Origin of the sequence: Paenibacillus sp. MB22_1 (genome assembly GCF_047200555.1) — a bacterium.
Classification (GTDB): Bacteria; Bacillota; Bacilli; order Paenibacillales; family Paenibacillaceae; genus Fontibacillus; species Fontibacillus phoenicis.
The window spans coordinates 2,194,625-2,220,736 of the sequence record NZ_JBLADV010000002.1 but is presented as its reverse complement, the minus strand read 5'-3'; the positions used below and the strand labels follow the sequence as shown (position 1 = coordinate 2,220,736).

The 26,112-nt window shown below is 53.9% G+C and carries 26 protein-coding genes; 2 read left to right on the top strand and 24 right to left on the bottom strand.

The window, feature by feature from the left end; genetic code table 11:
- Positions 1 to 52 precede the first annotated feature (52 nt).
- The 18 genes from ACL02P_RS21970 to ACL02P_RS21885 all read right to left on the bottom strand — a co-directional run bounded on the left by ACL02P_RS21970 (position 53) and on the right by ACL02P_RS21885 (position 18,651).
- Entirely contained in the window at positions 53 to 1,036 is a 984-nt protein-coding gene (locus ACL02P_RS21970) for a hypothetical protein (RefSeq protein ID WP_124331903.1), read from the bottom strand.
- On the bottom strand, positions 1,023 to 1,571 hold the full coding sequence (locus ACL02P_RS21965) for a hypothetical protein (RefSeq protein WP_124331904.1): 549 nt from the start codon (positions 1,569 to 1,571) through the stop codon (positions 1,023 to 1,025). Before ACL02P_RS21965 ends, ACL02P_RS21970 begins: the two co-directional genes overlap by 14 nt.
- A 10-nt stretch (positions 1,572 to 1,581) precedes the next feature.
- Positions 1,582 to 1,971, bottom strand: coding sequence for a hypothetical protein (locus ACL02P_RS21960; protein ID WP_110843994.1), 390 nt, complete (start codon positions 1,969 to 1,971; stop codon positions 1,582 to 1,584).
- An 81-nt stretch (positions 1,972 to 2,052) separates the two neighbouring features.
- A complete protein-coding gene (locus ACL02P_RS21955; protein WP_027093301.1) occupies positions 2,053 to 2,532 on the bottom strand; it encodes a hypothetical protein in 480 nt (159 codons plus the stop codon).
- Between the two features lie 76 nt (positions 2,533 to 2,608).
- Positions 2,609 to 4,678, bottom strand: coding sequence for a hypothetical protein (locus tag ACL02P_RS21950; RefSeq protein WP_412838077.1), 2,070 nt, complete (start codon positions 4,676 to 4,678; stop codon positions 2,609 to 2,611).
- Positions 4,668 to 6,539 (bottom strand): ATPase, T2SS/T4P/T4SS family, encoded by a 1,872-nt coding sequence (locus tag ACL02P_RS21945; RefSeq protein ID WP_412838076.1) that lies wholly within the window; start codon positions 6,537 to 6,539, stop codon positions 4,668 to 4,670. Before ACL02P_RS21945 ends, ACL02P_RS21950 begins: the two co-directional genes overlap by 11 nt.
- Complete coding sequence (locus ACL02P_RS21940) at positions 6,536 to 7,381, bottom strand: hypothetical protein (protein WP_412838075.1); 846 nt, start codon at positions 7,379 to 7,381, stop codon at positions 6,536 to 6,538. Before ACL02P_RS21940 ends, ACL02P_RS21945 begins: the two co-directional genes overlap by 4 nt.
- 33 nt (positions 7,382 to 7,414) lie before the next feature.
- A complete protein-coding gene (locus ACL02P_RS21935; RefSeq protein ID WP_124331908.1) occupies positions 7,415 to 8,122 on the bottom strand; it encodes a hypothetical protein in 708 nt (235 codons plus the stop codon).
- 11 nt (positions 8,123 to 8,133) lie between these two features.
- Complete coding sequence (locus ACL02P_RS21930) at positions 8,134 to 9,240, bottom strand: SAF domain-containing protein (protein WP_124331909.1); 1,107 nt, start codon at positions 9,238 to 9,240, stop codon at positions 8,134 to 8,136.
- Positions 9,241 to 9,280: 40 nt separating this feature from the next.
- Positions 9,281 to 9,889 carry a hypothetical protein gene (locus ACL02P_RS21925; RefSeq protein ID WP_412838074.1) on the bottom strand — a complete coding sequence of 203 codons (609 nt, stop codon included), beginning with the start codon at positions 9,887 to 9,889 and terminating at the stop codon, positions 9,281 to 9,283.
- Positions 9,877 to 10,089, bottom strand: coding sequence for a hypothetical protein (locus tag ACL02P_RS21920; protein WP_124331911.1), 213 nt, complete (start codon positions 10,087 to 10,089; stop codon positions 9,877 to 9,879). The genes ACL02P_RS21925 and ACL02P_RS21920 overlap by 13 nt, the downstream gene beginning before the upstream one ends.
- A gap of 88 nt (positions 10,090 to 10,177) precedes the next feature.
- Positions 10,178 to 11,104: a ParB/RepB/Spo0J family partition protein gene (locus ACL02P_RS21915; RefSeq protein ID WP_148457346.1), complete on the bottom strand. Its 927-nt coding sequence runs from the start codon at positions 11,102 to 11,104 to the stop codon at positions 10,178 to 10,180.
- Positions 11,070 to 11,897 (bottom strand): ParA family protein, encoded by an 828-nt coding sequence (locus ACL02P_RS21910; RefSeq protein WP_185177571.1) that lies wholly within the window; start codon positions 11,895 to 11,897, stop codon positions 11,070 to 11,072. Before ACL02P_RS21910 ends, ACL02P_RS21915 begins: the two co-directional genes overlap by 35 nt.
- Before the next feature lie 283 nt (positions 11,898 to 12,180).
- Positions 12,181 to 13,641 (bottom strand): hypothetical protein, encoded by a 1,461-nt coding sequence (locus ACL02P_RS21905; RefSeq protein WP_141335981.1) that lies wholly within the window; start codon positions 13,639 to 13,641, stop codon positions 12,181 to 12,183.
- A gap of 554 nt (positions 13,642 to 14,195) precedes the next feature.
- Entirely contained in the window at positions 14,196 to 15,842 is a 1,647-nt protein-coding gene (rlmD, locus tag ACL02P_RS21900) for a 23S rRNA (uracil(1939)-C(5))-methyltransferase RlmD (RefSeq protein ID WP_412838073.1), read from the bottom strand.
- 755 nt (positions 15,843 to 16,597) lie between these two features.
- The gene (locus tag ACL02P_RS21895) at positions 16,598 to 17,479 is read right to left on the bottom strand and encodes a diacylglycerol kinase (protein ID WP_412838072.1); all 882 of its coding nucleotides are present in this window, start codon (positions 17,477 to 17,479) and stop codon (positions 16,598 to 16,600) included.
- Between the two features lie 28 nt (positions 17,480 to 17,507).
- Positions 17,508 to 18,293, bottom strand: coding sequence for a sirohydrochlorin chelatase (locus ACL02P_RS21890; RefSeq protein WP_412838071.1), 786 nt, complete (start codon positions 18,291 to 18,293; stop codon positions 17,508 to 17,510).
- Positions 18,294 to 18,360: 67 nt separating this feature from the next.
- Positions 18,361 to 18,651, bottom strand: a complete 291-nt coding sequence (locus ACL02P_RS21885) for a YerC/YecD family TrpR-related protein (protein WP_009224548.1) — start codon at positions 18,649 to 18,651, stop codon at positions 18,361 to 18,363.
- Positions 18,652 to 18,999: 348 nt separating this feature from the next.
- On the opposite strand from ACL02P_RS21885, the gene ACL02P_RS21880 reads away from it, so the two are divergent.
- Complete coding sequence (locus ACL02P_RS21880) at positions 19,000 to 19,521, top strand: hypothetical protein (protein ID WP_412838070.1); 522 nt, start codon at positions 19,000 to 19,002, stop codon at positions 19,519 to 19,521.
- Between the two features lie 38 nt (positions 19,522 to 19,559).
- On the opposite strand, the gene corA is transcribed toward ACL02P_RS21880, so the two are convergent.
- The 4 genes from corA to ACL02P_RS21860 form a co-directional block, all read right to left on the bottom strand.
- Entirely contained in the window at positions 19,560 to 20,519 is a 960-nt protein-coding gene (corA, locus tag ACL02P_RS21875; protein WP_009224546.1) for a magnesium/cobalt transporter CorA, read from the bottom strand.
- A gap of 57 nt (positions 20,520 to 20,576) precedes the next feature.
- Positions 20,577 to 21,566, bottom strand: coding sequence for an inorganic phosphate transporter (locus ACL02P_RS21870; protein ID WP_009224545.1), 990 nt, complete (start codon positions 21,564 to 21,566; stop codon positions 20,577 to 20,579).
- Between the two features lie 83 nt (positions 21,567 to 21,649).
- Positions 21,650 to 22,264 (bottom strand): DUF47 domain-containing protein, encoded by a 615-nt coding sequence (locus tag ACL02P_RS21865; RefSeq protein WP_036644878.1) that lies wholly within the window; start codon positions 22,262 to 22,264, stop codon positions 21,650 to 21,652.
- 197 nt (positions 22,265 to 22,461) lie between these two features.
- Positions 22,462 to 23,538 (bottom strand): DUF3048 domain-containing protein, encoded by a 1,077-nt coding sequence (locus ACL02P_RS21860; RefSeq protein ID WP_260070667.1) that lies wholly within the window; start codon positions 23,536 to 23,538, stop codon positions 22,462 to 22,464.
- A gap of 222 nt (positions 23,539 to 23,760) precedes the next feature.
- Here ACL02P_RS21860 and ACL02P_RS21855 point away from each other — a divergent pair, with 222 nt between their 5' ends.
- Positions 23,761 to 24,243: a DoxX family protein gene (locus tag ACL02P_RS21855; protein ID WP_323079215.1), complete on the top strand. Its 483-nt coding sequence runs from the start codon at positions 23,761 to 23,763 to the stop codon at positions 24,241 to 24,243.
- A gap of 105 nt (positions 24,244 to 24,348) precedes the next feature.
- Here the strand turns inward: ACL02P_RS21855 and ACL02P_RS21850 are convergent, their stop codons facing one another.
- Positions 24,349 to 25,137, bottom strand: coding sequence for a DODA-type extradiol aromatic ring-opening family dioxygenase (locus tag ACL02P_RS21850; protein ID WP_009224541.1), 789 nt, complete (start codon positions 25,135 to 25,137; stop codon positions 24,349 to 24,351).
- 112 nt (positions 25,138 to 25,249) lie between these two features.
- Positions 25,250 to 26,074 (bottom strand): alpha/beta hydrolase, encoded by an 825-nt coding sequence (locus ACL02P_RS21845; protein ID WP_009224540.1) that lies wholly within the window; start codon positions 26,072 to 26,074, stop codon positions 25,250 to 25,252.
- Between the last annotated feature and the right edge of the window lie 38 nt (positions 26,075 to 26,112).

Here is a 26,112-nt window from a genome sequence, read left to right as displayed (position 1 = left end):
TCATAAAGCCGATCTGACGGCGTGTCCACTTTCCGAAATCACCGCCGTCTCGTTAAGATGGCGAGTCAGGACAGCCCAGCGGCATATAGCCTTTTTGCGCGGCCGCTTTTTCGCTGGAAAACGTCTCTTCCACCGGATAAGTAAAGTCGCATGTGCTGCGATAATACACTTTCATGCTTCCTTTCCTGGCTCCGACAATCTCCGGCTTTTTGAGCACGCGGCTTCCGCCGAGCGCATAGTTGTTGTAAAACTTGCCTCCCATCGGAATGCCTTGGATAAAGGCAAGCACCCCGACGTCATCCACGGTATTGTGCCATTCCTCCTGCGAAATGGTCGGCAGCGTGAAGGTGTAAGAAAAGCCGTATCGGGAAACCGATTCGTTGTGTTTGTTGATCCGGTAGGCGAGTTCGTCTTCAATTGCGCGGACGATGGTGCTCCGGCGCACCTGCTCAAATCGCTCCGCATCCTTTAATAGCGCAATGTTCGTCTGATGCCTAACGTCGGCCCGCAAGCCTTCGTGCCAGCTCCGGCTGTCCGCATCGTAAGCGAGGACGAAATCGTCCAGCGTGAACGAAAGGCTGTTGCCCGATGAATCGGCGTAGGCATACGGCTTCTTCGCTCCCCAAACCGGTTTCCGTTCCGTGTTCCCGTCGGCTCCCGTCCACTCCTCCTCGGCATAGACGTAGAAACCGTCGTAACCAATCACCGCAATAGCCGGGATATACCGACCCAGTACGCCTTGGGCAACGGGATCGTCGGCAATGCCGAAGCTTGCGTACAGCGTCCGATAAAAAGCGGCAATCGCTTCGTCCTTGTTCAGCGCCACCCGCTTGGCCGATTCGTATTGCGTCTCCCGCTGCTGATTCGCATTGACGGTCAACATCCGCGCTGCGTCATCCACCGCGGCATCCAGCGCGGCGTTATAGCGCAGCTCGGTCAATAGCGCCTTCCGCTGCGTTTCGACTTCAATCCGGTTCACGGTCGCAAACGGCAGGAAAATGAGCGCCCCGACAATGGCCCATTCAATCAGCCTCATTGCGCACCACCCCGCCGTAAGGAATGAAGATTTTTTCGTTCGGACTGATGGCCTGGTTCAGGAAATCGAACAGGATCGTGCCGGGAGTCCGGTTCGTATTTTTAACCGTGACCGCAAATGTATCGCCGACCCGCAGTTTGTAGCGTCTCGCCGGATCGTCTTTTGCGGCCGCGCTGTTCGGGAACAGAACGGGCAGGATCTGCGCGTTGTAAAACATGTCGTAGTGCACTTCGTAGCTGCCCCGAAACGTATCCGGCCTTGTCGGGTCGTCGTAAACCGGCACGTACTTTTTGCTTCCGTGTTCCATTTGCACATCGAAGGTGTTGCCCGTTGCCGCAATCGCCTCCATAAAGTCCGTATACATGCTCGGCGACACAAAGCCCTTGTCCCGCACTGCATCCACAAACGTTGTCGTCGCTTTCAGGACGACCAGTTCCGAAATATCGTCCTGCTGGTCGAAGGCTGCGGAAATGGGGTAGAGGTAGAGCAAAAGAACGGCAATGAGCGCCGCGAAAACTTTCGAGATACTGTTCATGGCATTCTCCTTAGCGTAAAGCGAAAATGAGACGCACCAGTTGTCCGGACGCATCTCGCTGGGCGACTGCCGTATACCGGGCATTCAGGCGAATGCCGGCGGGGACGAACTGGTCCCGATCGAGCGGCGGCACGTATCGAACGCCGTCCACCACAATTTCCGCGTCTCCCGTCTCCAGCCGGGCAATGGATTGCGCTACCTCTGCGCCGGATACGGTGCCGTCGCCGGAAAGCGGTGAAACCGTCATCTGCATGTTGCGATCCAGCGACTTTCCCGACACATAGGCGGTGGCGTTCAGCGCGGCCCCGGTTTGAAAGAGTAGCAGTCCGCTTGTTACGGCCATCAGAAAGAGAAGACAGGCCACGCTCATTTCCAGCATCGTTCTGGGGGCATGTTCCATCGGCTTCCTCCTTGGAAAAACTGGGCGTCCGTCTATACCCGAAAGGACGCCCCATCAGCGTTGTGATGTCTGTAAGGACGCTTACTGCTGCCGAAACACAATGCCGCGAATGACGTTGCTGCTGTCATGCACCAGTTGCGCCCGAAATTTGCCGCTCGGATTGACGTAGTTGATATTCGCTTCATCGAGCGCATGGCTCAGTTGCCCCGGCGCTTCACCAACCACTGAGCCGTAGGTCACGCTGTCGATCGGAACACCCGTGTTGATCACCTTGCCATACCACTGACCCGCCGGATTTTTCCCGGTGACAATCTGGATGCCGAACTGGTCCTGATCGCTGAACTTGCGCAGCGCGTTGACCACCTGACTGCCCGACAACGTCGTGTTGTCGTACACCGTAAACGCCGTTTGCGACAGCTCCGTCTGGATATTGCTGAAATTGCTTTGCGCCGCCTTGGTGGAGTCTTGCGCGGAAATAAACAATACGACGGCAAGGGTAATGAGCGCGATGGCAAGAAAAATGCCTGCCGCCATCACAAGTGCTTTTTGCGCGTTGGACATGAACCGATCTCTCCTTCAAATGAAATTCGAAATAAAAAAGACGCTTCCCGTTTGGAAAGCGCCGCAACATGTCCGCTTACTGAATGCGCTGAAGCTGTTCGTAGTAAACGGACATCTGGTGCAAGCTGACGATGACGAGCGGAATGACCAGATAGCCGAAAATGAGGGCCATCATTGGCGCAAATCCGATCCATTTTCCCCAGCCTGCCTTTTGCTCAATCAATTGCTCGTACTCCTGTTTGCGCTGCTCCTGCGCGTAAGCCTGTTCCGACTCCAGGTCGTCGAACGCTTCCCGAATCGGCAAACTTTGCACCGCCAGTTCCAGCTTTTCGACCGTGCGGACGAACGGCACAAACGGCGCATCCTCTTTCAGCTGCGCCAGCGCCTGATCTGCGCCCTGTTCGAAATGGAGCAAGCACGTTTGCAGCGGTTCCTTGAACACGCGGGCAAACTGTTCCATCCAGATGAGCAGATGCTCGACCGACATCCGGTCCAGATCCGCCAGCATGGCGATGACGGCATGCAGTTGGTCCACTTCATGCTTCATCTCCATCTGCCGCATGCGCCGCTGGAACATCCGAACGCCGACCGGCATGGCGTAGCCGCCCCATCCCGCGAGAGCGGCGAGGAGCGCTTCCCACCACTTCACATACTGATTGTCCAGCTTCGTGAGCTTGCCCATAATGCGCCGAGCCGCGGCGCGAAGCTGATCGTCCTTGTTTGTTGCTGGCGATTCGCTGCGGAGCAGGGCCATCACCGTTTCTTCGGTGCGATGCTTCACCTCCTTTACGCGATCGATGATGCGGCGATCGAGCGCCGCCGCCTCGCGCGCCTTGGCTTCCTCTTCCGGCGAAAGTTGACCGAACAGGATGCCCTGCTTTACCGGCGCATACAAGATTTGATGCCGGCTTGCGGCATGAAGCGCCATAAACATCCCGAGCACAGCCAGAAAAGCCATGCCCCCCGCCACGATGCGCTGCACATAGAGCCATTCCAGCCGAAGCGGCGACGCGGTGTCTTTCAGCAGCTTGACCATGCGGTCAGCTTCACGGGAACCGGGGGCGGGACCGAAACGATGCACAAGCCAGCGCATCCACGGCCATTCGTAAACCCGTTTCTCCCATCTTTTTCGGCCGGTTGGTTTTGGACTCACGTCCAGCTCCTGAATGTTCCGCAGCAGAACGTAGGACAGCCATACGACCGCCATCAGGCCGATTTTCACGATCCAGCCGGTCGTGCTCGCATAAAAGGCGTCCATGGCCGGAAAGTAATGGCTGGCCCAAGCTTCGATCGGCCGGGTAAACAGCAGTGGCAACAGCGCGATGGCGGTCAGTCCTTGCAACAGGAAACTGAGGCGCTCGCGGCGCAGCAGTTCCAGATTCAGTTCGGTCGCAAGCTTCCCAAGCGCCTTCAAGTACACGGAACCGGTTGCGGTTCGTTTGTCGCCGTATTCCTTCACCAGATGCGACAGCCCGGCCAAGCCCTGCAAATAGCGGTTCGGCGCGCTCTCGATATACTGCGCCAGCCGCTGCTCGGCATCGCTTGCCGTGAGCACTTCGTATATTTCGTGTCCGTGCAGCGCCATCTCATACGGAGCGCCGTCCGCTGCTTCATAAATGGCTTCTTCCACCATGCCATGACGATGATAATGATGGCGCACATCCGAAAAGAAATGCCGGAGTTGCCGAAGCAGTCGCGTCTCCAGCCGATGCACCAGATTGTCCGAAAGGATTCCGTGGCCAACCCAGAAGCCGATGCCAATCATGCCGAGCGTGGCCGGGTCGCGCACGCCGATCGCCAGCGGAACAGCCGCCGCGAGCAGCACGCCCCAAATGAGGAGCGCCGTCCTCATCGTTTCCAGCCGCAGCTTCCATTCGTCGCCAAGCTGGAGAATGGTCATTCGTTTGCGAAGTTGGTACAAATAAGCGCGTAGAATCGGTACGCGTTCGCATAGGCGATACAACTGCTGCAACACGCTGTGCAGCGCTTGCTTCTTGCGGGCTTTGCCCGGTTTGCGCAGCGCTTCATACTGCCGAACGGCCTCCACGTCCGAACCGTGACGGGATACCCATTGAAACGCCGCCACCATCGCGAGAAACAATAACGTCGAGGCGCCCAGCAACAGGGACAGCCATTCAATTTTCATCGCTATCCCCCCAGTGAACCGCCAAAAACGCCTCGAACGCCGCCTGGTCCGGCCCGGCGAGGCATGCAGCGATTTCCTTGCGGCTTCGCTCGGACAACGGATGAACGGCGACATAGCGTCCGTCCCGGTATTCGATGACGTTCCGCGCGACGTAAAGCGGTCGGTCCGTCGATCGGCGGAAATATTCCAGCATCGTCTCCATGAACGCCGTCATTTTCTCCTCGGTCGTCGTTTTGTGGCGGAACGTCTCCGGGTAGCCCTCTTCCTGCTCCACCGGGACGCATTCGGTAATTCGTTCAATGTAGCGATGTCCGTCCGCGTCCCGCCTGAGGTGAATGTCGAAGTTGATGACGCTGACGATCTGCTGCTCGGCCACTTTTTCGTTCGTAAACACCCCTGTCTTCAGCAGCGAGTTGCGCAGCGAATAGACGAGATCGCGGAATGTTTTGGCATGATGCGTAAACAAGGTGAACAGCGAAGCGACCTGCGCCATCTGCACCATCCAGGCGGCAACCGGGTCGGTCGCCACTTCTCCCAAAATATTGACCGAGCCGTCCGTTTTTTTCTGAATGTCCAGCCCGTCCTGCCCGGAGATCGTTTCCGTTTCCCGCAGGCTTAAAATGTTGCGATCCCGGTATATTTTCCGAAGCTGAAGCTCAAAGCTCATTTCCTGCACCCGAATCGGCAAGATGGCCGGAATGTAGCGCACCATCGCCATCAAGAGCGTCGTTTTGCCGCTGCCCTGCGCACCGGTGATGGCCGTAATGCGCTCGCCCATGACCAGATATCGGATCAGCCCGATGGGCAACTCCGCATTGTCGTCCTGAATCAATTGTTCCAGCGCGGCGTTTTGCACATCGAATTTGCGCACAAAAAAAGCCCACGATTCGCTGAACCGGGGGCGCAGCACGACGACGCGGGAGCCGTCGGCCATTTCGTTCACCTTAAAGCCGTTCGCCTCGGACAATTGGCCGGGAAAATTATGTTTGTACACGTTCTGGCACACGCGCCTCAGTTCTTGCTCCGAGCCGAAGGACAGGAAGCTCAAATGAATGGATTTCCCTTTATAAAACAGCCACACGCTGTCATGCGACCTTGGCACCTCGCGCAGCAGCGCTTCTTCCTCCAGGCTCCACTCGCCTTCCCACATCGAGGGCGGGATGCCGGAGACGCCGCCCGATACGCCGTCGATTTTCATGTCGCGAATTTCGTCGATGACGCTGAATCCTTTGTATTGCTGATAGATCCGCTGCACAACGATCTGCATTTTGTCCTCGGCAGACAGCTTGCGCGCTTCCCGCTTGTAAATGTCGCGGATTTCGTCGGCGGTAATCCGATATGACTCGGTTTCTTCGTCTTCCATACTCCGTTTGGGGCGATCCAATTCGTATTTTTGAATCAGTTCGTCCAGTGCTCTCAACCGATGTTGTTTCTTAAACAGATAGAGCAGGATGTCAAACTGATCTTGCGGTGAGAGCGCCTGCGGGTCATCAAACGGCAGAAGCCGATTCAGGTTATTGTCGTCCAGATTGTAGCGCTGTTCGAGCAAATCGGCGATGACCTGCTTCACATACGCCTTGTCCCGCAAATCTCCGGACGTGCAGCCCCGCAGCGCTTTCTTGAGTTCTGCGCGCTTGTTTTTGCGACGGCGGTATTCTTCTTCCGACAAGCCGAAGTCGATCAGGCTGCTGCTCGTCATCTCGTGCAGCGCCTCTTTCACAAACGTGGTCATCGCTTCCAGCGTGTAGGCCGGTTTTTCGTCCGGCTGCTCCGGCAAGCGGCGGCTCATGCGCAAATAGAGCAAGACGCCAATCGCGATGAGGATGCCCGCCAGAAGCAAGCCGTTCAGCGCGAACATCATCGGTCATCGTCCTCCTTCCCGCCGAAAAGAGGCTTGTTCAGTCCGGCGTTGTTGATGAGCGCCTGCACCAATGTCCGCACTTGCTGCATAAACAGTGAGTTTTCATGACCGCGCGGCACCTGTCGGTTGCGAAATAGAAAACGGACGGCTTCTCCTTGTTGGGTCGCATCCAGCCAGCCCGTATTATGGACAATCGGGTACGCAGGCTCCCGCCGATGGAACTGGCGCTTGATATTCTTAACGGTCAAAGCGGAGCGAGGATCGTATTTTCCGAATACAAGCAAATGCTTCCGGTTGGACTGAAGCTGCGCCTCCATTAGCGGAAAGACCTGCTCCAGCTTGAGCCCGTTTTGCGGCAGACAGACGACCAGTAAATCCGCCTGACGCAGCAGCGCCTGTGTCCACGCCGACAAACTGCCGCTTCCGCCGTCCAGCAATACCAGATCGTAAGCGCGCCTTGCCAGTTCCAAAAGAGGCGCAAGCCATTCCTGAGCGGCTGAAACAAACGATGCATCCGGCTTGTTCGATCCCGGAAGGATGTCGAGCCGGTCGGCGAGCAGCGGCAGCGTGTAATCCCGCAACCTGTTCGGTTCCAGCTTGCGGTTCTGCAAGAGCCTGAGCAGCGCATCGATACCCGCGTCAGGCGGAGCGTCCGCTTTGCTCATCCAGGTCCGTCTCGGGTAAAAGCTGCGTTCGATGACCGCGTATTCGCTTTGCAAATGCCCAAGCAGCAAAAGACGGGAGGAGTATTCAAGTCCAAGCAGCGCGGCGGAGGCGATCAGGTTGCTCGTCGTACCGGCTTGTCCCGAAACCGGACTCCAAAACACCACGGTAAAACCCATTGCTTCATCTCCTTTCGTGCAACTTTACCGGCCTCACGCACGCTTTCGCGCACGCACCCATGCCCGCCGGGCCGTTTTGGCATCGCATTCAAACAACTGTTGCAGCATGTCCAGCACGTTCCGGCGATACACCCCTGACAGCCGCCTGATATCGATGCGGCCATGATGCTGGTTGTCCAGTTCGACCGACATATCCCGTTCGTCCAGCGGAAAGCGGAACACGGCCTCCTCCCAGCGTACAGCCTGCTGCGGCAGCAACAAATCGATATACGACTCAGGTATGGCGATCGGCAAGGTAGGGGTAATCAGTTTGTAAAACGAGAGCGGCTGGCCCTCCGCTTCGTGAAGGCACAGCCGCTGCATCAGATTCGCGTTGATTTGCATACCGAGCCGACGATAATTGCTGCACCAAACCCGCTTGTCATAGCCCGGCAACTCCCGTCCTTTCACAAATTCGGTGTGATCGGTGTCGAGCAGCATGACATCGTATGCTGTTTCGCCACCGGCTTGAAGCAGGCAACGCTCCAGTTGCGCTGGCGTGATGAACCCGGTCGCCACATCGATGCCTTCAAACTCCCGCAGCGAATAGCCGAATTCTACTTGCGGCAAATAGCCTTGCATGGACTGGGCAAGGGTGGAATCCACGATCAGCACCTTTCGCTCCATCGCCGTGAGCAGCTTGCCTAGCACGAGAAGCAGATGGCTTTTGTCCGGCGCGCCGAAAAACACGACTTTTTTCATGACAGCCTCCTTCACTGATTAAAAATTTGCTTCAATTTATCCGTGCTGGCAGGCGCTTCCGACGGCGATGCTGGCGTTGATGGCGCTGGCTCCGCGGACGCTTCCGGTTGATCTTCATTCGTCGTTGTCGGAGCGGAAGGGGAAGGCAGCGGTTGCGCGGCTGGCGGTTCGTGATCGACCGTAGCCGTTGCGCCTGCCGGTTGCGGCGATGGAACCGCTTCTTGCATGGCATTGCCTTGCCGCGTGACGATCCGCTCGTTTTGCAGTTGCTGCTGAACCGTCACGCTGCCGCTCGTTACGCGCAGTTTGTCCGACTCGCTCATCGCCTTGAGATTGTCATCAAGTTTCAGGCGAAGCTGGCGGGCAAGCTCGGTTGTCGCTTTTTCGAGCAGGTTCGGATCATGTTCCATCAAATCAAGCACTTTCGGATTTGCGGGATAATTGACCACAGCTGCTTCCTGCAATCCCGGCTCGATATACGGCAGGGCATACAGCCGTGCGCCTTGCAAGTAGGCATCGATAATCGCGCTTGACGTTTGCAAAATATCCTTCTCGTTCATTTCGAGCCAGATGACCGTTCCTGACAACTCCCGCGCTTTCTTCTTCGCTAACAGGACATAATCTTCTCCTGTCGGGAAGTTGATTCGCACGTCGATGTACTGTCCCTTTTGCAGATTGGAGGGAAGCTGAATGACATGAAACTCCTGCACCCGCACATCCTTCGGGATCGGCGTGCTCTCGTACAGCATGGACGACATCAGCGGTGTTCCGGGCTGCAATTCGATTTTGGCGCTTTTGCCGATGGCCGCTTCCCGTTCAGTAATCATCCCGGATGGCACCAGACTCGCGGGCATCGGGACGGACTGGAGATCCTCCGCCGTGACGGTACCTCCGGCCGGAATGGTTCGTGCCACGGTCCAGACGTTCCTGCGCGATTGTTCCTCTATCGTTTTCAGTTCCTTGATCTGCCTTTCGTAGTGTTCCTTCATCTGTTGCTGTTTCTGCTCTTGCTCTGATTGCTTTATCAGAGAATAAATGGCCGCAGCCACAAGTAAACAAACACTTACGGCAATCGCGGCGATAATAAGCGTCTTGCGGTGCCGATACGTCCACGACATCGCTCACGTCTCCTTTCTCCTATATATGGAATTGCATCTCTTACCGGGCCTCGTCACGGCGCTTAGGCTTTTGCTGGGATACAGCCTGATGCTGCTCCAGTTTTTCTTGCGCCCATGCGGGCATATGCTCCGGTTTTATCAGACCCATAAAATCATCCCGATTCCAGCGAGCCTCCTCACCGGTATACAGATTGATCACGTAAACGGCGCGACCTCGGGAATAGGCAGAGGTGCCAAACCCGCTTAGCGCCAGCACAAGCTGGTTAACTGCGGTGCGATATTCGGGTCGCAACCGTTCCGGCCGGATGACAACAACCTGGTTGTCAATGCGCATGTCTTCGCGATTCGGCTGGCATTGGGCTTGGGTAAGGGGAGATAGGGGCACCTTGACACTGGCCCTTTCTTCTTTGAGATCCTCCAGCTCCCATTGCACGCGGGAAACAAAGTCATGCACGGCCTCAAGATAATCCGCGCCGGCCGCAATCGCGTAATACAGCTCGACACCCAACGAATTGTTTCGGGTGCAGGTACAAACCATGTACGGACGTTCGGCATTGGTTTCGTCTATGCCAAGCAGCACTTCCACCTTCCCGATGGAGATGGCCTGAACGACTTCGTAGTTGTCCACCATTCGCTTCATTTCTTCCATCGTCCGTCCTCTTTTCCTGGAAAGTTGCGGTCTTCCTTCGTTCCCCGGCTTCGCTTTGATAGGCCGGCTTCACGAGATTTCTTGTTTCGCGTTTGCGGTTCCTCGGTTTCATCCTCCAAAACTTCAATGCGATTGAAACCCGGCTTTTCTTGCATCAGGCGTTCATACTGACGACGCCTCCCTTTCGTGAAATACACCATGAATCGCCTCCCCAAAAATGGGCATAAAAAAGCTCTCCGTCTTAGGGGAGAGTGCTGCCGAACAGGATCGTTATGTTTCAGAAACGGGTTAACGTTCCTGTTCCCGTTGCCGTTTTTTATACCAGCTTTCCAGTAGTTGAACGATCAGGTCTTCCTTTTGCTTTTCGGTAAACTCCCTCGGGAAGAAACGGTCGACCCGCTCGCGCCGAATGGTCATCTTTTCTTTCTGGTTCGGCTTCTCCTCCGTGAGAATCGAGAAGATGACATCCACGTTAAGCCGCCCGTCCTGGCTCAGTTTTTTCATGCGCTGCGCCTGCGCCAGCGAAGGCGTGCAGTCTTCGGACTGCATCGTTTCGTACAGGGCTTGCTGTTCTTCTTCGGACAAGTATGAAAGTTCTACGGCCGGATTGAAGGCGATCCGTTTATCGTCCACCATTTCGAGAATGGAGGGGGTCAGTTCGGTAAGGCGGATATAGCGTGAAATTTGATTCTTGCTCTCGCCAACTTGTTCAGCGAGTATTTCCCTAGATTCTTTTCCCTCTAACTTCCGCCCAAGTTGGGCGGAAGTTAGGTCTGTTCTCTGTCCTTGTCTTTTCATCGCCTCCAACTTCATCTTATAAGCAAAAGCCTTCTCGCTAGGCAAGATATATTCCCGTTGCAGGTTGCTGTCCACCATAATAATGGTCGCCTGATCGTCGTCCAGTTCGCGGACGATACAGGGCATCGTTTCACTACCCGCCAGTTCGCTCGCTTTTTTGCGCCGGTGTCCGGCTACCATTTCATAGCCGCCGTCCGCTTTCGGACGTACCAGTCCGGGAACAAGTACTCCGTATTGCTTCACGCTGTCCGCCATTTCCAGCATCGCTTCATCCGCTTTCACCTTGAACGGATGACCGGGAAAATCGCTGATTTCAGATAAAGGGATGTCCAACACTTTTTCCCGCTTTTCATCGGCGCGGCTCTCCTCGGTGGAGAATAAATCAGCGACTGTGGTCAGTTTGATGCTGGCGCGCATGTCGTCTTTCGCTGCCAATGCTCTGCACCTCCTTCGTAAAGGCGGCATACGCTTTTGCCGTTTGACCATTGGGGTCATGAGCATAAATGCTTTTTCCCTTGGCGCTCGTTTCCGCCGCGCGAACGGATAAGGGAATTTCGGTGTTGAACACGCGCAGCTTGTCGCCGTAGTCGCGCCGAAGAACAAAGGAAATGTCTTTGGCAAATTTCGTCCGGCTGTCTACCATCGTGAGCAGCACGCCGTCCAAAACCAACTTCGGATTGATCTGCCTGCGCACACGGGCAATCGTCTGCAAAAGTTGGGTCATTCCTTTAGCCGGCAAATAATGCGCCTGTACAGGAATAATCACGCTGTCTGCCGCAGCCAGCGCATTGATGGTCAACATGCCCAAACTCGGCATGCAATCGATCAGCACGTAATCGTAGTCGGCTTTAACGGAATCGATGTACGAACGCAAAATCGTTTCTCTGCTCATCGTATTGACGAGCGATACCTCAACAGCGGACAGTTCAATATTGCCTGGCATCAGGTCAACGCCTTCATGGTGATGCAAAATACCTTCCCGCGCTTCATAGGATTCTTCCAGCATCGTTTTCGCCAGCAATGTGGCCAAAGATACCGACAAATTATCCGGTTCGTGGAACCCTAACGAATCCGTCAGGTTGCCTTGCGCGTCCGCATCGACCAGCAGAACCTTTTTCCCATCGGCTGCCAAACCGATCCCCAGGTTGACCGCCGTTGTGGTCTTGCCCACGCCGCCTTTCTGATTGGCAAGGGCGATCACCTTGGTCATCTTATGCTTCTCCTTTCACGCAAAAAGCCGGTTGCGCTGATATTTCAGGGCAATCGGCTTTTTGAATATATCTATAATAAAAAGAAAACGCCGCAAAAAGGGCGTTCTCTTGGACATTCATATGTTGAAGTCACCTCATTTTCAGTTATCTTGTGAGCTTATTCCAATAATTTCAACAATTCGCATACGCGTCGTCCAAATCCAGGATCAAAAAAACGGAAACTCCAAACTAATCATTGAAAGGCTGCTGCTGCACTGCACCTGTCTTGGATCAACTAATACATTACAAATTGCATCCCATCTTCTCACGATTCGCTCGGTCAGCTAACCAATCTAACGCGCTGGGTGTTGTTTTCCATGAATGGAGGGCGAATGAGGCGTAAATAATCGCTTCCTCCTCACTCCCCCGCGAGTAAGCATCAGGTTTAATATATGGAATATGCTTCTCACCTAGTAAATAAGCGGGAACAAAAGAATTCGATTCGAGAGCTTTACTCAACGATACGGCCGCTTTACGAGCACTCTTACAACGGAAAGAAAGCAAAGCTTCACTATACAGCATAAAGCATGTAGCCTCTTTATGGTCTGACAGAAATTCGTCAGCTTCTTTATTCATTTCCTCAGCCAGCAAATAATTTACCAGTATATAGCGAATTCCCAGACTGTCATTAGGATTCAATCGGAGCAACTCACGACAATTCGCAATGGCATCTTGCCGGTGTCCATTATTCCAGAGGCATTCCGCCAGTCCTGCCAGTGCCCTCATATATGGTCTGGTCTCAGTAAGCCACCAAAATTCACCTACATTCTCTTCAAAAAACGATTCCCCCAAAGCTAGACGCCCCACCTTCACCCCCCGCTCGTACAGTTCCATTCGTTCTTCCGAAGATTCACTATGTTCCGCTAACAAATTATAGGCATCCGCACAGTATGGCGACAGAAACAATGCTTTTCGTGCCATCGAGAGACGCTTGCTTCTACTCATCTCGTCCCATGCATCATAAATCATTTCCTGCGCCTGATCCAGCTTTTCTCTGTCAAACGAAGGAAGCTCCAATTCAAGCACCGTCTTGTCGTATCGTCTATGTTTACCTTGCTCTATCTTGAAAAGACCGGTATCAACTGTAATAAAATGCTGGGTAAAATCATCATAGTCCGGAACAGACCGAGGATGATGCTCCTTTGGCAAGCTTTCTTTCCATGTATTGAACTTCGAACCAATCAAATATTGACATACTTTCAGACGAAGTTTGTCCACTCCTTCCAGTGTATGATCCACTGTTTCACTCAAATAATAGGATAGCAGCTGTTCTATATCCCGAAAGATTCTGACACCCGAAGCAAAGCCGCTTTGTGGGTGCAACGGCATAATAGCCAGACTTTCCAACGCGGCAAACAAGCCGTCGGTTGTAACCGTCTTCGGTACAAATAATGCGTCCGGCAATCCGTATATAAATTTTTCTTCCTTCTTCTCCTCGCTCCAGGCATAATAAAGAAAATCTGCGAGAGGAAGCGGCCTTCTTGTCGTAGCCATCCGAAAAGCAAACGTCCCGCTATAGTGATCGCGCAATATATAGTAAATGAGATGTTCTTTGCGTGACTTAAGTGCGTTTTTCAGATCAACGTCCAACGGTTTTTTCTGGTATCTCAAATATCCATCATTGCCAAAATAATAATGCCTTGAGACGGAGACCAATAATTGATGCAATTGATTGGAATAATCGGAAACCAACCGGCGATGCATACAACCAACCCCTTTAGTAATAATGCGGCATCCTGAGATTGTTCATAGCCAACATACCTGATTTTTCGCCTCTCGACAAGGAGAAGCATACCCTACAATTATAAGCCAAAAAGTTCACCTAACATCCTCTCACTTGCACCGTTTCACCAATTCATACAGCCATAAGACTTCCCAACCCCTTCCTTCGAGGCTCTGATGGTGAAAAATAGGAATGGAAACCCGCTTCTCGCTCGGCTCGTAACACGACTCTTTACATTTTGTCATGACCGTTAGGTTTTGAGATAACGGCCGGTTTTTAAATTATATTTATAAATAAGAAGAGAACACCGCAATTAGGGGTGTTCCCTTGTATATTCATATGTTGCAGCAACTTTCATTTTCAGCTGATTCATGAACTTATTCCCATGAATTTAACATATCTACACACCCGACGTCCAAATCCAGGTCCAAAACGACCGAAACCTCGATTTTGTCTTTGAGCAACTTATTTTTGAAGTCGTTGCCGTCTGCCGTGAAAGTCATAAAACGCGCAAAGTGTTGAAAACAAAGGATTTCTACGTATCGATTCGTTGCATTCCTATTACGCACTCCACATGTACCGTATGCGGGAACATATCCACCGGCGTTACCTCCACGGTCCGGTAGCCGCCGTCCTCAAGGATGCGCAGGTCGCGAGCCAGAGTTGCGGGGTTGCACGATACGTAAACCACACGCTCGGGCTTCATTTTGATAATCGTGTCGAGCAGGTGCGGGTCGCAGCCTTTGCGGGGCGGGTCGACGACGATGACGTCGGCTTCGATCCCCTGCTCTTTCCAGGCTGGGATGACGTCTTCGGAGGCACCGACCTCAAAAGTGACATGGTTCATTCCGTTCAGCTTGGCGTTGACGCGAGCGTCTTCGATCGCCTCTTTGACAATCTCCACGCCGTACACCCGCTTCGCGTGTTGCGCCAGGAACAACGAGATCGTGCCGATGCCGCAGTAGGCGTCAATGACCGTCTCTTGACCGGTCAGACCGGCGTATTCGACCGTTTTGCCATAGAGAACTTCCGTCTGGATTGGGTTTACTTGGTAAAAAGAACGCGCCGAGATCGCAAACTTCACGTCCCCGATATAGTCATAGATCACTTCGCGGCCCCACAGGACGCGAGTTACGTCGCCGAAGATGACGTTCGTCTGCCGTGTGTTGACGTTCTGGCAGATGCTTACCACAGCCGGAAGCTCTTCACGGATCGCCGCAATCCATTCGTCTTCACGGGGGATCCGATCGCCGTTTGTGACCAGCACCAGCATCATTTCGCCGGTGCGGAAGCCAACCTTTACGACGACGTGGCGAAGCAGGCCTTGGCCTGTCTCTTCGTCGTAGGCGGTGATGCCCAGGCGGCGGCCGATCGCTTTGACGCGGCTGATCACATCATCGTTGCTCTCGTGCTGGATGAGGCACGTCTCCATGTCGATGATGCGATGGCTGCCGCGGGCGTAGAAGCCGCCGACCAGTGCGCCGTCGATGACGCCGACGGGCACCTGCGCCTTGTTGCGGTAGCGCCAAGGCGCAGCCATGCCGATCGTCGGTCGCACGACGACGGCATGGTCGCCGCCCGGCGCGCCCGCTCCCGGCGCGCCCCCTGCCACGCGCAGCTTGCCGATGCGCTCCAGCACGTCGACGACGTGCTGACGCTTCCACGCGAGCTGCGCGTCATAGCTCAAGTGCTGCAGCTGGCAGCCGCCGCACTTGTCGTAGATCGGACAGGGCGCAGCCACCCTGTCCGGACTCGCCTCAACCACGTCAAGCAGCTTGGCATAGCCATACTGCTTCTTCGTCTTGAGCACCTTGACCCGGGCTTTCTCGCCCGGCAAGGCGCCAGCTGCAAACAGCGTGTAGCCCTCCACCCGGCCCACGCCTTCCCCGTCGTGGTTCATCCCGATGATGTCGATCACGACCTCATCATTTTTCACGACGGGAAGACCCGCCAGCGCGGCTTCAGACGCGCTGCTTCCAGCACGCCCTGCAGGCTGCGCGCTGAAAGGCCGTTCCGCAGCCACAGCCGCACGCCCCCGCGATGGAAGAGTCGCTGAGGAAGCTTCTCCTCTCCCGCCGCGGTTGCTTTTCCCGCCGCCAGCTGCTTTGTGTCCTTGTCCCCGAGGGCTCCCTACCCGCCCCGACTCCGGACGACGATGGTTATTCCGTTGCATCTTCATCATGGACTCCTTCTATGTTCAACTGAACCGGTTACTCCAACTTGGCTTTATCTAACACAGTTCAAACTATATACTTTAGTCCAATACTTTCTATATACTTTAATCCTATACTCTAAATCCTCGCCATTAAGGGAAGAACGTCCATTCGACGTCAATGCATCTAATCCAGCCCATCGATAAAACAACTAACGGTAAATCCTCCATCTAATTTACCCCGTTTGGCCCAATTTCGCAAAATTAACTGGAAATCCTACAGCTAATTTGGCCCATTTTCCCCGTTTTCAGCTAAACTCGCGAAATTAACTGTACTTTTTCCAGCTAATTCTCGCAAAACCGCAGTTACTTAAAAAATAACGGTAGAATTTCCACTTAATTCGCTTCGAATCCCATACCTTCCAACACCATACATTCCGAACGAACACCATACATTTCGAAAACCATACGTTTCGAACCACCGCCACACCACACCTGCCCCAACCAAGCCAAATCCCCCGCCAACCCGGCGGGGGATCCTCGCAACCTAGGCTTCCTGATGGTGTGCCTCAGGCTATCCTCTGCTTTGCTCTCTTGCATCCATCACTCAAGGACGGACATCCAAAATTCCGTACTCAAGGTGCCTCGATCTAGATCGATTGCATCCGCTCTGATTCAGCTACAACTGCCGTAATCTGACGAACACAGCTGCACCTATCTCAATCACGCCTAAATCAGCCGCAATCTCCATCCGTCCGCCCTAGCACCATCCACCTCATTTACCCTCAAGCAAAAATCTGCAAATGCTGCGGCAAAACCTCGAATACGCCTGGCAATTCGCCGCCCAGCTCGCCGTCGAGATTGAGCAGCACGCGGCCGGGCGAAGTGACTTCCATGCGCCGCGTCTTGAAGTGGACGACGTGCGAGTCGCCTAAATGATCGCCGCGCAGCGCCATCGTGACCAGGCGGATAAATTCCGCCAGGTTGCACTTCTTGAGCGCGATCACATCGAGCAGCCCGTCGTCGATCCGTGCGTCCGGCGCCAGCTTCTCGAAGCCGCCAACGGAGTTGCTGTTGGCGATCAAGAACAGCATGAACTCACCCTCTATAATCTCGTGCCCTTCCGCATCGATGATCAACCTGGTTGGCGACAGGCTGGCCATTTTCTCAATACCCTTCATATAATAGGCCAGCTGCCCAATCAGCGTCTTGAGCCGACTCGGCACCTCATATGTCAGCTCGGTCAACTTGCCGCCGCCGGCGATATTTATGAAATGTCGGCCGTTCACTTTGCCGATATCGATCGGTCTGGTTTTATTCTCAATGACCAAGTCGCAATAATCCTCCCAACGCCGAGGAATTCCCATGGCGCGGGCGAAATCGTTCGTCGTACCGAGCGGGAACACCCCCAGCGGGGGCAAATCACTCTTCCCGGCCATACCGTTCACAACCTCATTCAGCGTCCCATCACCGCCGGCCGCAATAATGATGTCGTATCCGCGTTCGACCGCCAAAGCCGCCTCGCGCGTCGCATCGCCTTCCCCGGTCGTCGCATGACACGACGTCTCAATGCCGCCCTGATCCAGACGCTCCAGCACGTCCGGCAGGAGGCGGCGCATCTCTTCTCTTCCCGAGGTTGGATTATAAATCAACCTAGCTCTTTTCATCTTCCTAACGCCACCTGAACTCATAATGTCAACCTATCACTGATCCCATTATATTCAATATTTGTTGCGACATCCAGCGAGCCATCAAAGGATGGGGCAGCAACGCCTCTCCCGAATAGCGATGAGCCAGCCCATTCAACCGCTCAGGAATCGTGACCTTCGTAAAATATCCGGCGCTCAGGAAAAGTGGAGCCACAATCACGTCCATTCCCCGTTCTGACCAATCACGGACTTTGGCCGATAAGCTGTCCGGATTCAGAAGCGCATAATCGGCCCCCCCTGCGAGGCCGGCCAGCTCCGCACATTGCGCCGCCAGCGAGGCAATTCCGCGCTCCCACCGCTGCAAGAAGCCGGGATGATTGCTGCCGTGTCCGACGAGAAGCAGCACTTCACGCTCCGGCCGTACGGACAGCCCCTTCACTTTGTCCCACACCATCTTAGCGACCAGCGGACCATCATCGATAGGATCGCCAAAAAACACCCGAGCGGAAACCCGAAAACGTTCCAGGTCGGTTTCCTTCTCCGGTGCATCTTTCACCCCAAGGGCATAAGCGATTTCATCGATATGGGTACTTCCTGAGGACACGAATAAGGGAATGACGATCATGTCCGTCACTCCCTGACCTTCCAGCTGATCGATGCCGTCCTGAATCAGGCGGCCTTCCACCGTTTCGAGGAAAGCACAGGCGAGCGGAAGCCCGGCGGGCAAATCGTCCGCCGCTTCCGCCACCGCCGCTTCCACGAGGGCTACCCAATGCTCATCTGGGGAGCCGTGGCTGATGACAAGCACACCCGGTTTCTTGGAATCCCCCATTTGGAGCACCTCCCGGCCATCTTCCGGCAACCTCATCGACCTTGCCTTCATTTCGTCTATCATACGCTTAGCGACCTAAACGGTCCAGCGCCATTTTGTAGCCGTCGTTACCGTAATTTAGGCAGCGCTTCACCCGGGATATTGTCGCCGTGCTGGCTCCGGTTTCTGCTTCAATCTGGTTGTATGTGTTGCCTTTGCCCAACATTCGGGCGACTTCCAGCCGTTGCGACAAAGACTGAATTTCGTTAACGGTGCACAGGTCATCAAAAAAGATGTAACATTCCTCGATGTTCTTTAACGTTAAGATGGCTTCAAATAATTGATCAATCGTTTTGTCATTTAATTTCTTCAGCTGCACTGAATTATCATCCCCTACCGTTACTGTAACCACACCCCCATTGTACCCGAGGGGCGTACTCCTTTTCAAGCATTAACGATTTCACGCATCACAGAAAGAACGCCCAAATTCCGCGAACGCCCACCAGAACCGGGACATTCGTCCATACGCAAGGCAGGGCGGGCACATACAGTATAGTAATACAAACGCCTAGCCAGGGATCATCACGCCGATCAGTCCATCCGCGCGTGTCCCACTCGGCGTATGTCAATTCGCTCCTAGGTCTTGTCTCGGGAGGGCGGACAAGAAGGAAACGGGCCTTACGGTCAGCCTGCCCGGGCAAAATATCCGAAAAGGAAAGTGATACCCATGCCTCATAACTATGATTCCCGCCAAGGTCCGGTGCCCCCGTTCCATCCGTACACCCATAATTACCCGGGGGTGAATCCGTACGAAATTAAAGCGGTGGCTTCCTCACTGGTTCCCTATTCTCCGCCGACACCCACACCGACCCAGGCGCCGACTCCCACCCCGGTTGTCACAACCACGCCAAAGGCCGGCGGCCTGTCTCTGCCCAGCTTAAGCGACCTAAAAAGCATCGTCGACCGCATGGGCGGGATCGACGGCATCTTGGCGACGATGGGCCAGGTGCAGAAGGTGATGCAAACCGTACAGCAATTCGCCCCAATGGCGAAGCTGCTCACCTCGCTCTTGCCCGGCGGCAAAGGCAGGGCGGGCAGCAGTGTCGGCCGGATGGACGATTACCGCCCGCGCCGCCGCAAAACCAATCGCAAGAAAAGCGGCAGCCGCACCGGCTCCGGCCGCAGCGGAAAACGCTCATCGACCGGCAAATCCGGCAAGTCGGTCAAATCGGGAAAACGCCGCCGTTAATCCGGCGGCGGCTTTACTTTTACCGAGCTCTCCGGTGCTCACTTAAACCAACCGCGCTTCCTGAACCAAAGGATCATCCAACCGCCCAGCGCCGCCATTAGTCCGATCACCGCAAAATACCCGTATTCCCAATTCAATTCGGGCATGTTCACGAAGTTCATTCCATAAATGCCAGCGATTAGCGTCAGCGGCATAAAGACGGTGGTGATAACCGTCAGCGTCTTCATGATCCCGTTCATCCGATTGGAATTCAGCGAAATATAAGAGTCGCGCAAATCGGCGGTCATTTCCCGGTCAGCCTCGATCATCTCCGACAACTTAAGCAGATGGTCGTAAATATCCGCGTAATAAGCGCGCGGCTCTTTATCGCCTTGGACATGCTGTGAGTTCAAGATGCGGTACATGAGATCGCGCATCGGCACGATCGTCCGCCGCAGCTTCAGCAGCCGGCTGCGCAGGTCAAACACCTGGTTCATCAACTCCTCCACCGATTCGCTGCTTCCTTTGCCCTCCAACTCATTCAGATCATCTTCAATCGCATACACACAAGGAAAATAATGATCCACCAGGCTGTCGATCACCATGTAAGCCGCCGAATACGGCCCGTGAACCCACACCTTGCGCTCATGGGCCCGCTTCAGCATATTGCTCCACGCTTCATCCAATTCATCCAGCTGGCGCTGGTGGAACGAAACTAAGTACTCGTCCCCGATAAACAGATCCACTTCCACCGTCTCCAGCGTTCTTTCATCAATCGCATGAAGCACCAGAAATTGAAAATCGTCGTAATAGTCCATTTTCGGCCGTTGCAAAATATGCAAGCAATCCTCAATCGCCAGCGGATGGAAATGGAAGAAGCTCGACAGCAGCTCCGTCTCCTCCGGTGTTGGGGTATCCAGATCGACCCAGGTCCAGACGAACTGCTGATTATGAATCTGCTCCAGCGGAAATCCCTCCACCGTCTGGTGATCTCTCATCATGCCCATCGTTCTGATCATGCCGAACCTCCCAAAAAAAGCCAATCCTCAGCAGATTGGCTTACTCGAATTTCATCCTTAGAACAACAATTTATAGATCAGCCCGGCCATCACAAACACGATCGGAATCGTAATTACCCAGGCAATGACGATCCGCCCGGCCATCGACCAACGTACGGCGGAGAAACGTTTGGCTGCGCCTACGCCGAGGATGGACGAGGTGATGGCATGCGTCGTGCTGACGGGCAAATGAAACAACGTGGCCCCGAAAATAACCGATGCAGCGGAAAGATCCGCGGCGAAACCGTTGATCGGCTCGATTTTGAAGATCTTCGTACCCATCGTCTTGATGATTTTATAACCGCCAACCGATGTCCCGAGCGCCATCGCCGTCGCTGCGGCCAGTTTAACCCACAGCGGCACTTCCATATGATCTTGGAAGTCTGCCGTCACCAAGGCGAACGTAATAATCCCCATCGCTTTCTGGGCATCATTGGTGCCGTGCGTGAAGCTTTGGATCGCTGCAGTCACGATTTGCAACGACCGGAAGCCTTTATTGACGGTATGCGGACTACGCCGGGCAAAGATCCATCTCAGGATGGTCATGACGATGTAACCAATCACAAAAGCGATGATTGGGGAGAACACCAATCCCTCTACAATCGTCGTAAATCCGCCCCAGTTCAGCTTGTCCGGTCCAGCCCCCATGTACACCGCCCCGGCCAGGGAACCAATCAGTGCATGGGAAGAAGACGACGGAATGCCAAACCACCAGGTAATGAGGTTCCAGATAATTGCCGACAACAGCGTGGCGACCAGCACTTCCAGACCGTTATCCAGCTTCGCCGGATCGGCGACACTACCCCCAATTGTTTTCGCGACGCCCGTAAACATGATAGCACCTAAGAAGTTCATGACCGCTGCCATCATGATCGCAGTACGCGGCTTCATCGCGCGTGTTGATACCGAGGTCGCAATCGCATTGGCTGTATCATGAAACCCGTTAATGAAGTCGAACGCCAACGCCAGTATGATAACGATAAGCATAATCATTAAACTCGTATCCATAGCATTTTTGCACAGATGGCTATCTCTCTATATAAATCCGCGCAATTCCAACCTCCCGAAAATCAAATATAAAGTGAAGTTTCTTAAGAATTACGCATGATGATGGATTCCAGCATGTTGGCAACCTTCTCGGCAGCATCGGTTGTCGTCTCCAGCCGCTCATAGATCTCTTTCTTCTTGATCAGTTCGATCGGATCGGTCACCTTCATGAACAGCTCCTTGATGCAAATCCGCAGCAGTTCATCGCCTTGATTCTCCAGGTCGTTAAGACGAATCGTGTATTCGCGGATTGCGAGCAATTTTTTCTGGGACAGCAAATGAATCGCCTTTTGGATCTCATAGGCCGAGTTGCGTAAAATTTCGGCAAAGCGAGCGATATATTCGTCCGGCCCGTTCAAATTGTACATAAAAAAACGGGAAGTCGTAGCTTCCAAACCGTCGATCACATCGTCGAGGGCGGTAATCAGATGCATAATGTCGTCACGCTCGATGGGCGTAATAAACGTTTTGTTCAATTCCACGATGATTTTATGGGTGTAACCATCACATTGGGATTCGAACTCCTTCATCTTCTTGGCGAAGGCTTCAACGTCCCTGAAGTCCGCGACCTGCTGGGCGAAATAGTCCGCCGAATGCACGATCGTATCTGCCATATCCTCTAACGTCTGGAAAAAGATATCTTTCTTCTTCAGTCGCATCAGTATCCCCTTTTCTCTCCATAAGGTAGTTCTTGTGGTTGATGTTTTTACACAACCTTGAATATCTTATCACAACTGCATCACAGATAGGAAATATTGTCGCAAACATTTCACCTTCATGCGCTTATATTTCCCCTTATTCTCCCAGAGTTATCCTTTAATCGCCCTGGAAATACAAAATCTGCCTTTCTTCTCCTTTACTCTGCCTTTACATGACTGGCGAAATCCGGCGTATTGGGGACGATATGAATAAAGGTTTGGCCCGGCACCATAGGGATCTCCGCGTTATCCTTAATGAACCGGATCATATCGCCTTCCTTGCGGATCCAGTTGGCCTGAATGACTTTGCCTTGCTGGAACAATATCGCTTCACCGCCCAGCTCCAGTCCTACTTCCAGACGGCCGACATCGTCCAGCACCCGGTGGTCTGCCCCCATAACGACGACATTCGCAGCGGTTAATGGATCGCCCGTCTCCAGATCGGTGTGAGGCTCGCCATTGATGAACCGCTTGTAAAGCCCGGACGCCGCATCATATTCGTAACCCACCCGGTAGCTGTCCAGTTGAAACTTAATCTCCACGTGATTTGCGGTCTCCAGGGAATCCGAATGTTCATTTTCCTTATAAAAAAGATACCCCGGCACCGCCGTATCCTCCGTGGCATACCCGCGCTTCGCGGCGCCTTCCAGCAGCTTCTCTACGTTGGAATACAAATTGTGCGGAGCCTTCCGGGACTTGTCCCGCCAGAAATAAGCGCCGGCGTTTGTGATCTCGTCCAGATCCTCTTTATGCTGTCTTTGCAGGATCGCAAACGCTTCGTTGCTCGCCCCGGCATGCACCAACACCCCGTGGTAGCTCTCGCCCAAATCGATCATGTACGGGCGAATGCTGCGAATCGGGCCGATCTTGGCATTGTCCGCTTGACTGTGGAAGATGGATACAAGCCGCGTGACTCCGCCTTCCGCCAACACCTCGTATACAACATCGGCATCGATTAACCCCGATTGCGGGCGGGCTGCCGGCGCATTGTTAATCATAATGGCAAGCGGTCTGCGGGTCAGCGGCTCCTCGAGCGGCAATCCCGTCAACGGAGCCGTATAGGCAGGCGCCGCCGGTTCGGGCTCAGCAGTGTCCTCCGGGGTCTCCGTCTGTTGCGGCGGAGCGATGTTATCCGCAGGCGTGGCCGTCTCCTCGACCTTCCCGCAAGCGGAGAGCATAACGATAAGCAAGAATAAGAGCAGCAGCCAACTTAACTTCAATGATTTCAAAGGCATGTCCTCCGTCAAAATTCTTAAGTTTTTTACATTATACGTTGAATTCCTCTTTCGGGGGAAGCCGGAACAAAAGCAAACCTCTCAGCGAACCCCATATTTCATTCTAATTCTGAATTGGGTGTTTAAAATACAGTTCTTCATATGAATACTACAGGAGAGGAGAGATTATCCACGGGATCAAACGAACCTTGTCGCCGCATCCATGTATAAGGAGATGAAGAGATGATCGTAAAATGGTTAAGGGAGAGCATCGTTGCCTCTTGGCTGCTCTTGCTGTTCAGACTATATGTAGGTTACGAGTGGCTAACCTCCGGTTGGAGCAAAGTAACCGGCGGGTTTAATGCCGCTGGATTTCTGACGGGCGCTTTGGCGAAGACCGGCGGCGAACACCCCGCTGTGCAAAGCTGGTGGGCTTCCTTCCTCGAGCATTTTGCCGTGCCCAACGTCGGTTTGTTTAATATCCTTGTCCCTTACGGCGAGGTACTTGTCGGTCTGGGCCTGATCCTGGGCGGCTTCACTTGGCTGGCTGCCTTCTTTGGCATGGTCATGAACTTTGCCTTCTTGTTCTCAGGGACCGTAAGCACGAACCCGCAGTTGCTGCTGCTCCAAATCTTTATCGTTGTCGCCGGCACGAACGCCGGGCGGATCGGATTGGACTACTTCATCCAGCCTTACTTCCGCAACAACTACGGACGGCGGCGTTAACCAGTCCCATCCCGAGAAAAAAAGCGCAGAACCCCAATTCCCAATTCTTGAGGTTCTGCGCTTATTTATATGGATCGGTCGTTGTGTACCGGGATCACCGCCCGGTCAACGACCGCCGAACTTCCAGCAGTTTAAGCTAAGGCTGCCGTATTGATAATCCTGAAACAATTTCACAGCATGGCGTTCATCGTCTGCCGCCCCCATGGCGTAGAAGAGCGGAACAAAATGCTCCCGTCCGTACGAAGGAATCGCCATCCGGACATGCGGTGCTTTGCGGTCATAATCAAAGAGCTGCCGCAAGTCCCAGTTCTCCAGCTGCTCTCCGATCCAATCGTCGAATTCCACGGCCCACGCAGCCGGCTCTCGTCCTTCCCAATCGAGCAGGCGAAGATTATGAACAAGTCCGCCGCTGCCGATCACAAGGACGTTCCGCTGCCGCAGCTCCGTAAGCATTTTGCCGATGGCATACTGCTCTTCAGGCTCGCGTTTGGCGTCCACAGACAAGGCTACGACAGGGATATCGGCAGACGGAAACATCAGCCGCAGCACAACCCAGGCTCCATGGTCCAGACCTCTGCCTGTCGAAGTTTTGTAAGGCAGATTGTGCGCTCGGAAAATCGCTTCGATTTCTTCACTAAGCTCGGGACTGCCCGGCGCCGGATACTCGATCGCGTACATCTCTTCCGGGAAGCCGTAGAAATCGTGCATCGTCATATGCTTCGTATCCGTCGAGACCCATTGATCCGGAGCATCCCAGTGCGCCGAGAAGATCACAATGGCATCGGGCGGTTCCAGAATTTCTTGACCCAAGCGGTGAAGAAAATCCGTATATGCGTTCTTCTCAATCGCTAATGTAGGCGATCCGTGTGCAATAAACAATGCAGGCTGAGACATCTCCCAAACCTCCCTACGCCAAAAAAATGGTTACACCTTCATTGTATCCATCCCCGAAGGATTTTACCAGTTTTTGTACGTCTGGGTTTGACGGTGCCTCCTACTCATGTCCTTAAATCATCCAATGCTGCCACTCGGTCTGCAGGGCTTCCAACCCTCCGAGCCATTCCTTAGTCTTCCGGATGACCTGTTGCTGATGGTCACCGGACGAGAACGTGTGACTGCCTTGGAAAATAATCTCCTTATCGCAGCGCCCCTCTGGACGCATCCAGAACACCTTCTGATATAAGAAAGCATAGTCCGCCGGAATAATATCGTCTGAGGTTCCATGAACAACCAGTACGTCACCGGAAAATTTAACGGCTTCCTGGAACGGTTGATATTCGCCCAGCGAATCAAAAAATTTCGGCGTCAGTCCGTAGCCCAAATAGTCAGCGCTCCCTTGCTTTACCGCCCGGTCATATAGATCGCGTCCGGTGATTTTGACAATATCGCTGAACGGGTAGCCAACCGCCGACCATAAGACAAGGTTCTTTACGCGTCGGTCACGGATGGCGGTTAGGAGGGCAATCAAACTGCCAAGGCTGTGTCCAAGCAGCGATACCCGCGTCGGGTCAACGTCAAACGCGCTCAGGCCATAATCCAGCACCGAACGGGTCTGGGCGATCATCGACTCTACGCCATGGTCACCGTAAGAACCGCTGCTCTCGCCGCATCCGAGATAGTCGAAGCGAAGCACGAGGAAGCCGTCTGCTGCAAGCTCCCTTGCAGTCTTGACGAATAGACGGTCAACGCCGATACGGCTGCCTACAAATCCGTGGCAGATGACGACCAAGGGAGCGCGTTGGCAGCGCCCCCCTTGTTTGTTCTCGGCCGGGTAATGTATGCTGGCCGCAAGCTGTTCTTCTCCATGATTGATCACAATCTGTCTTTCCATAACCCGTCTCCTCCCCGTATTCCGGCAATGATATATAC

Bases quoted from the DNA above. Each gene is read 5' to 3' on its own strand.
- ACL02P_RS21970 (WP_124331903.1), bottom strand. From the start codon at position 1,036: ATGAGGCTGATTGAATGGGCCATTGTCGGGGCGCTCATTTTCCTGCCG.
- ACL02P_RS21965 (WP_124331904.1), bottom strand. From the start codon at position 1,571: ATGAACAGTATCTCGAAAGTTTTCGCGGCGCTCATTGCCGTTCTTTTG.
- ACL02P_RS21960 (WP_110843994.1), bottom strand. From the start codon at position 1,971: ATGGAACATGCCCCCAGAACGATGCTGGAAATGAGCGTGGCCTGTCTT.
- ACL02P_RS21955 (WP_027093301.1), bottom strand. From the start codon at position 2,532: ATGTCCAACGCGCAAAAAGCACTTGTGATGGCGGCAGGCATTTTTCTT.
- ACL02P_RS21950 (WP_412838077.1), bottom strand. From the start codon at position 4,678: ATGAAAATTGAATGGCTGTCCCTGTTGCTGGGCGCCTCGACGTTATTG.
- ACL02P_RS21945 (WP_412838076.1), bottom strand. From the start codon at position 6,539: ATGATGTTCGCGCTGAACGGCTTGCTTCTGGCGGGCATCCTCATCGCG.
- ACL02P_RS21940 (WP_412838075.1), bottom strand. From the start codon at position 7,381: ATGGGTTTTACCGTGGTGTTTTGGAGTCCGGTTTCGGGACAAGCCGGT.
- ACL02P_RS21935 (WP_124331908.1), bottom strand. From the start codon at position 8,122: ATGAAAAAAGTCGTGTTTTTCGGCGCGCCGGACAAAAGCCATCTGCTT.
- ACL02P_RS21930 (WP_124331909.1), bottom strand. From the start codon at position 9,240: ATGTCGTGGACGTATCGGCACCGCAAGACGCTTATTATCGCCGCGATT.
- ACL02P_RS21925 (WP_412838074.1), bottom strand. From the start codon at position 9,889: ATGGAAGAAATGAAGCGAATGGTGGACAACTACGAAGTCGTTCAGGCC.
- ACL02P_RS21920 (WP_124331911.1), bottom strand. From the start codon at position 10,089: ATGGTGTATTTCACGAAAGGGAGGCGTCGTCAGTATGAACGCCTGATG.
- ACL02P_RS21915 (WP_148457346.1), bottom strand. From the start codon at position 11,104: ATGCGCGCCAGCATCAAACTGACCACAGTCGCTGATTTATTCTCCACC.
- ACL02P_RS21910 (WP_185177571.1), bottom strand. From the start codon at position 11,897: ATGACCAAGGTGATCGCCCTTGCCAATCAGAAAGGCGGCGTGGGCAAG.
- ACL02P_RS21905 (WP_141335981.1), bottom strand. From the start codon at position 13,641: ATGCATCGCCGGTTGGTTTCCGATTATTCCAATCAATTGCATCAATTA.
- rlmD (WP_412838073.1), bottom strand. From the start codon at position 15,842: ATGATGAAGATGCAACGGAATAACCATCGTCGTCCGGAGTCGGGGCGG.
- ACL02P_RS21895 (WP_412838072.1), bottom strand. From the start codon at position 17,479: ATGAAAAGAGCTAGGTTGATTTATAATCCAACCTCGGGAAGAGAAGAG.
- ACL02P_RS21890 (WP_412838071.1), bottom strand. From the start codon at position 18,293: ATGGGGGATTCCAAGAAACCGGGTGTGCTTGTCATCAGCCACGGCTCC.
- ACL02P_RS21880 (WP_412838070.1), top strand. From the start codon at position 19,000: ATGCCTCATAACTATGATTCCCGCCAAGGTCCGGTGCCCCCGTTCCAT.
- corA (WP_009224546.1), bottom strand. From the start codon at position 20,519: ATGATCAGAACGATGGGCATGATGAGAGATCACCAGACGGTGGAGGGA.
- ACL02P_RS21870 (WP_009224545.1), bottom strand. From the start codon at position 21,566: ATGGATACGAGTTTAATGATTATGCTTATCGTTATCATACTGGCGTTG.
- ACL02P_RS21865 (WP_036644878.1), bottom strand. From the start codon at position 22,264: ATGCGACTGAAGAAGAAAGATATCTTTTTCCAGACGTTAGAGGATATG.
- ACL02P_RS21860 (WP_260070667.1), bottom strand. From the start codon at position 23,538: ATGCCTTTGAAATCATTGAAGTTAAGTTGGCTGCTGCTCTTATTCTTG.
- ACL02P_RS21855 (WP_323079215.1), top strand. From the start codon at position 23,761: ATGATCGTAAAATGGTTAAGGGAGAGCATCGTTGCCTCTTGGCTGCTC.
- ACL02P_RS21850 (WP_009224541.1), bottom strand. From the start codon at position 25,137: ATGTCTCAGCCTGCATTGTTTATTGCACACGGATCGCCTACATTAGCG.
- ACL02P_RS21845 (WP_009224540.1), bottom strand. From the start codon at position 26,074: ATGGAAAGACAGATTGTGATCAATCATGGAGAAGAACAGCTTGCGGCC.